This is a genomic window from Aeromicrobium sp., from assembly GCF_036676885.1.
Classification (GTDB): Bacteria; Actinomycetota; Actinomycetes; order Propionibacteriales; family Nocardioidaceae; genus Aeromicrobium.
The window spans coordinates 1-4603 of sequence record NZ_JAKFCB010000183.1; the positions used below are offsets into that span (position 1 = coordinate 1).

Below are 4603 nucleotides of genomic sequence, written 5' to 3' on the forward strand. Positions count from 1 at the left end.
CGGGATCAGGGCCAGTGCGAGCAGCACCAGCATCAGCCACGAGGCGCGGCCGAACGTGTCGGTCGTCATCGCCGCGAGGGCGCCGAAGACCGAGCCCCCTCCGACGTACGCTGCGGACCACGTTGCGGAGCCGGCGAGGGAAGCCGTCGCGAACCGCCGGTATTCCAGGCCCGAGGCGCCTGCGGCGGCCGGCGTGAGGGTACGTACGACCGGCACCAGCCGAGTCGCGAACACCGCGAGGCCGCCACGTCGGCGCAGCAGGTCGGCTGCGCTGTCGTAGTGGCGTACGCCGAGTCGCCTGACCGCCTTGGTGTCACGCAGCGCGTCGCCGTAGCGGCGGCCGAGGAGATAGCCGACGTGGTCACCGAGGCTGGCGCCGATCATCACGGCGACGCCGAGCATGAGCATGTCGGTCGGCGAGCCCATGGTCGCGGCGAGAACCACGACCGCGGTCTCGCCAGGAAGCACGATGCCGAGGCCGAGACCGGACTCGGCGAACGCCAGGCCGAAGCCCAGCGCGAGTGTCAGCGCGACAGCTGTCATGCCTCCACGATGGCGCCGCTGCGTGACGCGATCCCTGCGGACAGGTGGATGAGGTGTGAACAGCAGGCTTCAGCTCTGCTCGAGGAGTCCCAAGAGGTAGTCCCCGTAGCCGCTGCTGGCGTACGCCTCGGCCTGCCGGCGTAGCCCCTCGTCGCTCAGCAGGCCCTTGCGCCAGGCCGCCTCCTCGGGACAGCCGATCGACAGGCCTTGCCGCTTCTGCACCGTACGGATGAACTCACCGGCTTCGCCGAGCGAATCGAATGTCCCGGTGTCGAGCCAGGCCACGCCGCGCTCCAGCGGCTCGACCCGCAGCCGGCCGGCCTCGAGGTAGCGGCGGTTGAGGTCCGTGATCTCGAGCTCGCCCCGGGCAGACGGCTCGAGCTCGGCCGCCATCTCGACGACGTCGTTGTCGTAGAAGTACAGCCCGGGGATCGCATAACGGCTCTTGGGGACTGCCGGCTTCTCCTCCAGCGAGATCGCGACACCGCGCTCGTCGAACTCGACGACGCCGAACGCCGAGGGGTCGGCGACGCGGTAGCCGAAGATCACCGCCCCGTCGATGTCGGTGAACTTGGCGAGCTGGGTGCCGAGGCCGGCACCGTAGAAGATGTTGTCACCCAGGACGAGCGCCACCTGGTCGTTGCCGATGTGGTCCTTGCCGATGACGAACGCCTGGGCGAGACCGTCGGGGCTGGGCTGCACGGCGTACGTGATCGAGATGCCGAACTGCGATCCGTCACCCAACAGATGCTCGAACTGCGCGGCGTCGTGCGGCGTCGTGATGACCTGGACATCGGCGATGCCGGCCAGGACCAGCGTCGACAGCGGGTAGTAGATCATCGGCTTGTCGTAGACCGGAAGGAGCTGCTTGCTCACCGCACGCGTGACCGGGTGCAGCCGCGAGCCGGTTCCGCCGGCCAAGATGATTCCCCGCATGGCGGCCATCCTAGGTGGGCGCGGACCACGCACTACTACGCTGAGGTAATGCGTAATCTCCTGGTGACCGGAGGGGCCGGTTTCATCGGCTCCAACTTCGTACGTCACCTCGTCGCGACGACCGACCTCGACGTCACGGTCATCGACAAGCTGACGTACGCCGCGAGCCACCAGAGCCTCGACGACCTGCCCCCGGGGCGCTGCCGGCTCGTCGTCGGCGACATCGCCGACTCGGCGATCGTGGACGACCTGGTCCGCACGCACGACGCGGTCGTCCACTTCGCGGCCGAGTCGCACAACGACAACTCGCTCAACGACCCCGGCCCGTTCGTCCAGACCAATCTCGTCGGCACGTTCACGCTGCTCGAGGCGGCTCGCAAGCACGACGTGCGCTTCCACCACATCTCGACCGACGAGGTCTACGGCGACCTCGACCTAGACGACCCGGCACGGTTCACCGAGGCGACGCCCTACAACCCCTCGAGTCCCTACTCGGCGACCAAGGCCGGCTCCGACCTGCTCGTCAGGGCCTGGGTGCGCTCCTTCGGCCTGCGCGCCACGATCAGCAACTGCTCGAACAACTACGGGCCGTACCAGCACGTCGAGAAGTTCATCCCTCGCCAGATCACGGAGCTCATCGACGGCAACCGGCCCCGCGTCTACGGCGACGGGCTGAACGTACGCGACTGGATCCACGTCGACGACCACAGCAGCGCCGTCCTGACGATCCTCGAGCACGGCAGGATCGGCGAGACGTACCTCATCGGCGCTGATGGCGAGCGCAGCAATCGCGACGTCGTCGCCCTGCTGCTGGCGATCTTCGACCGCGCACCCGACGACTTCGAGCACGTCACCGACCGCGCCGGCCACGACCGCCGCTACGCGATCGACCCGAGCAAGCTGCGCGAGGAGCTCGGCTGGAGGCCCCATTTCGACGAGTTCGCGACGGGACTCGCCGATACGGTCGAGTGGTACCGAGCCAATGAAGAGTGGTGGCGGCCCAGCAAGGCCGCGACCGAGTCGATGTACGCGCGACAGGGGCAATGATCATGACCACAGTGCTGACCTACGGGACGTTCGACCTGTTCCACATCGGCCACCTCAACCTCATCAACCGCCTCGCGGCGATGGGCGACCGCCTCATCATCGCCGTCTCGACCGACGAGTTCAACGCCGGCAAGGGCAAGACCTCGGTCGTGTCGTACGAGGACCGCGCCCGCATCATCAGCAGCATCAAGGGCGTCGACCTGGTCATCCCCGAGACGTCATGGGAGCAGAAGGCCAGCGACATCAAGGAGCACGACGTCGACATCTTCGCGATCGGCGAGGACTGGGCCGGCAAGTTCGACGACCTCAAGGAGCTGTGCGAGGTCGTCTACCTCCCCCGCACCGACGGCATCTCCAGCACCGAGATCAAGCAGATGCTGCGCGTTCTCGATCCGCAGCACATCACGGAGATGCAGGACGCGCTCTCCGTCATGAGCCGCCTGCTCGAGCACTACCGCGACCTCACATGAGTGAGTCAGGGCCCGAGGTCAGCACGACGCCGATCCCCGGGCTGCTGGTCGTACGCCTGACGGTCCACACGGACGATCGCGGGTGGTTCAAGGAGAACTGGCAGCGCGCCACGATGGTCTCCGCCGGGCTGCCGGACTTCGGGCCGGTCCAGCACAACATCGCGTTCAACGCCTCCGCCGGGACCACCCGCGGCATCCACGCAGAGCCCTGGGACAAGCTCGTGTCGGTCGCGACCGGGCGCGTCTTCGGCGCATGGGTCGACCTGCGCGCCGGCGACTCATTCGGTGCGACCTACACCGCCGAGCTCGACCCGGAGACCGCGGTGTTCATCCCTCGCGGCGTCGCCAACGGCTACCAGACGCTCGAAGAGGGCACGGCCTACTCCTATCTGGTCAACGCGCACTGGAGCCCCGACGCGGAGTACGCCAACGTCAACCTCGCCGACGAGACGGTCAACATCGCGTGGCCGCTCCCGCTGGTCGAGATCTCGGACAAGGATCGCGATCACCCGCGCCTTGCCGACGTGGTCCCGGTGCCGCCCCGGCGCACCGTCATCCTGGGCGCCGACGGACAGCTGGGCCGAGCTCTCCAGGAAGCCCTGCCCGAGGCGCTGGCACTGACCCGCACCGAGCTCGACCTCGCGGATCCCTCGACGTACGACAGCGTGCGCTGGGACGACGTCGACACGATCATCAACGCTGCCGCGTTCACGGCGGTCGACGCCGCCGAGACGCCGGACGGCAGACGCGAGGCATGGGCGGTCAACGTGACCGGCGTCGCCGCACTCGCCCGGATCGCGATCCAGCACCGGCTGACGCTCGTGACGGTGTCCTCCGACTACGTCTTCGACGGCACGCAGGCCGAGCACACGATCGACGAGCCGGTCTCACCGCTCGGCGTCTACGGGCAGACCAAAGCCGCCGGTGAAGCGGTGACGTCGACCGTTCCCCAGCACTACATCGTGCGGACCAGCTGGGTCGTGGGCGACGGCGCCAACTTCGTCGCGACGATGCAGCGCCTGGCCCGTGACGGCATACGCCCACAGGTCGTCGACGACCAGTTCGGCCGGCTCACCACGGCCCGCGAGCTGGCCGAGGGCATCGTCGCGTTGCTGTCGTCAGGATCGCCCTACGGCATCCACCACATCACCGGCGGCGGCGAGCCCCAGTCGTGGGCCGACATCGCCCGCGACGTGTTCGTCGCCGAGGGCAGGAGCGCCGAGGACGTCATCGGCGTGTCGACCGAGTCCTACGGCGCCGACAAGCAGCTCGCCCCTCGCCCGCAGCACAGCACGCTCGCCCCGCGTCAGCCCTAGGGCGCGAGTCGGTCGCGGCGCCAGCCGTCGCCCGTGCGTACGTATCGCAGGCGGTCGTGCAGGCGGTCGTAGCGGCCCTGCCAGAACTCGACCGACTCCAGGGCGATGCGATAGCCGCCCCAGATCGGCGGGCGCATCACGTCCTGCCCGTCGAAGACCTGCGTGACCTCGGCGACCCGATCGTCCAGCACCCCGCGGCTGGAGATCACGCGGGACTGCGGCGAGGCGACGGCACCGATCTGCGCGCCTCGCGGCCGCGAGGCGAAGTAGGCATCCGACTCGGGCTCGTCG

The 4603-nt window shown here is 68.6% G+C and carries 6 protein-coding genes; 3 read left to right on the forward strand and 3 right to left on the reverse strand.

What is annotated here, in order from left to right:
- Together V6M46_RS08765 and rfbA are read right to left on the reverse strand one after the other, a co-directional pair.
- A partial coding sequence (locus V6M46_RS08765) for a DedA family protein (protein WP_332663835.1) occupies window positions 1-543 on the reverse strand: 543 nt, incomplete at its 3' end.
- Window positions 544-612: 69 nt separating this feature from the next.
- A complete protein-coding gene (gene rfbA / locus V6M46_RS08770; RefSeq protein ID WP_332663838.1) occupies window positions 613-1479 on the reverse strand; it encodes a glucose-1-phosphate thymidylyltransferase RfbA in 867 nt (288 codons plus the stop codon).
- 48 nt (window positions 1480-1527) lie between these two features.
- Here rfbA and rfbB point away from each other — a divergent pair, with 48 nt between their 5' ends.
- From rfbB to V6M46_RS08785, 3 genes are read left to right on the forward strand one after another with little or no spacing between them, the layout of a single operon-like run.
- Window positions 1528-2526 carry a dTDP-glucose 4,6-dehydratase gene (gene rfbB, locus V6M46_RS08775; protein WP_332663840.1) on the forward strand — a complete coding sequence of 333 codons (999 nt, stop codon included), beginning with the start codon at window positions 1528-1530 and terminating at the stop codon, window positions 2524-2526.
- Between the two features lie 2 nt (window positions 2527-2528).
- Window positions 2529-2996, forward strand: a complete 468-nt coding sequence (locus V6M46_RS08780; RefSeq protein ID WP_332663842.1) for an adenylyltransferase/cytidyltransferase family protein — start codon at window positions 2529-2531, stop codon at window positions 2994-2996.
- Complete coding sequence (locus V6M46_RS08785; RefSeq protein ID WP_332663844.1) at window positions 2993-4312, forward strand: bifunctional dTDP-4-dehydrorhamnose 3,5-epimerase family protein/NAD(P)-dependent oxidoreductase; 1320 nt, start codon at window positions 2993-2995, stop codon at window positions 4310-4312. Before V6M46_RS08780 ends, V6M46_RS08785 begins: the two co-directional genes overlap by 4 nt.
- Here V6M46_RS08785 and V6M46_RS08790 read toward each other — a convergent pair.
- The coding region (locus V6M46_RS08790; RefSeq protein WP_332663845.1) for a pyridoxine/pyridoxamine 5'-phosphate oxidase at window positions 4309-4603 on the reverse strand (295 nt) is incomplete at its 5' end. The two genes, V6M46_RS08785 and V6M46_RS08790, sit on opposite strands and share 4 nt — an antisense overlap.

Coding starts and splice junctions, on each gene's coding strand:
- rfbA (WP_332663838.1), bottom strand. CDS start 1,479: ATGCGGGGAATCATCTTGGCCGGCGGAACCGGCTCGCGGCTGCACCCG.
- rfbB (WP_332663840.1), top strand. CDS start 1,528: ATGCGTAATCTCCTGGTGACCGGAGGGGCCGGTTTCATCGGCTCCAAC.
- V6M46_RS08780 (WP_332663842.1), top strand. CDS start 2,529: ATGACCACAGTGCTGACCTACGGGACGTTCGACCTGTTCCACATCGGC.
- V6M46_RS08785 (WP_332663844.1), top strand. CDS start 2,993: ATGAGTGAGTCAGGGCCCGAGGTCAGCACGACGCCGATCCCCGGGCTG.